Source organism: Celeribacter marinus (assembly GCF_965656515.1).
Lineage (GTDB): Bacteria > Pseudomonadota > Alphaproteobacteria > Rhodobacterales > Rhodobacteraceae > Celeribacter > Celeribacter marinus_D.
Map to the genome: position 1 here is coordinate 1 of NZ_CBFHKW010000093.1, position 1465 is coordinate 1465.

The following is a 1465-nucleotide window of genomic DNA, read 5'->3' on the forward strand; positions in this document are numbered from 1 at the left end:
CGTCGACGCGATCACCTTTGTCGTTCACAAGCGCTCGGACTTTGCCCCACTGCTCACCCACAACAAAGATATCGCCACGTTTCAAAGTCCCGTTCTGGATAAGAACCGTCGCAACCGGACCACGGCCAACATCAAGTTGAGCTTCGATGACAGCACCCTGTGCAACGCGATCTGGGTTCGCTTTTAGCTCTAGTATCTCTGCCTGAAGCGCAATCGCCTCAAGAAGCTGATCAAGGCCTTTACCCGTTTTCGCAGACACTTCTACGTCTTGCACTTCGCCCGACATGGCTTCGACAACAACTTCGTGTTGAAGCAGCTCAGTGCGTACCTTGTTTGGATCAGCATCTGGTTTGTCACATTTGTTGATTGCTACGATCATTGGCACATTCGCCGCTTTCGCGTGATTAATGGCCTCGATCGTTTGCGGCATAACGGAGTCATCCGCAGCGACAACGAGAACGACAATGTCAGTTACTTGCGCACCGCGCGATCGCATTGATGTAAACGCAGCGTGCCCCGGTGTGTCGAGGAACGACAACACTGCACCATTGTCGGTGACAACCTGATACGCACCAATGTGCTGCGTAATCCCGCCCGCCTCGCCCGCCGTCACACTTGCGTGGCGAAGGGAGTCGAGGAGAGATGTTTTACCGTGGTCAACGTGGCCCATAATCGTAATAACCGGAGGACGAGACACGAGGTCTTTTTCGTCATCTTCGATCTGTGTGATCACGTCTTCCACGTCACTGTCGGAAACGCGAACGATCTTATGGCCGAACTCTTCTACGATCAGCTCGGCTGTATCAACGTCGATAGGTTGGTTCTGTGTGACCATCATACCCATGTTCATGAGTGATTTCACAACATCAGCAACGCGTTCCGCCATACGGTTCGCGAGTTCGGAAACAATGATTGTTTCCGGCACCTGAACGTCACGCACAACTTTTTCGCGCGGCTCGTTGGACCCCATCGCTTTTTGACGCATACGGTCTTGCTTGCGCTTCATCGCAGCCATCGAACGCTGACGTCCACCCTCGCCACCTGTCAACGCTTGGTTGACCGTTAGCTTACCCGAGCGGCGGCTGTCCGCGTCACCCTTGTTGCGTGTGGTGCGGTTCGGTTCTTCGCGCTCTCGAGCGCGCGGCGTTACAGCGGCACCACGACTTGGACGCTCACCCTGCTTTTGAATGGCGGCTTGTGCCGCAGCGGGATCATCCGGTGCATCAACTTTTTTCACAGTCTTAGCTGCAGCGGCGCGCGTACGCTCAGCCTCAGCTTCGCGTTTTACACGTGCTTCATCTTCTTCTTTTGCCTTGAGCGCAGCTTCCCGCTCAGCGTCTTCACGAGCCTTATCGTCGATCTCCTTGCGGCGACGATCACGCTCGTCATCGCGAGCCTTTTCCTCGGCCGCACGACGTTGAATGTCCTCAGCTTCCTTTGCCTTAGCAAGGGAAAGCGCTTTCAT

The 1465-nt window shown here is 54.9% G+C and carries 1 protein-coding gene; it reads right to left on the reverse strand.

Annotated elements, in window-relative coordinates; genetic code table 11:
- Positions 1 to 1465 (reverse strand): translation initiation factor IF-2 (infB, locus tag ACTG34_RS13285; RefSeq protein WP_439105367.1); only part of this gene is annotated, 1465 nt, incomplete at both ends.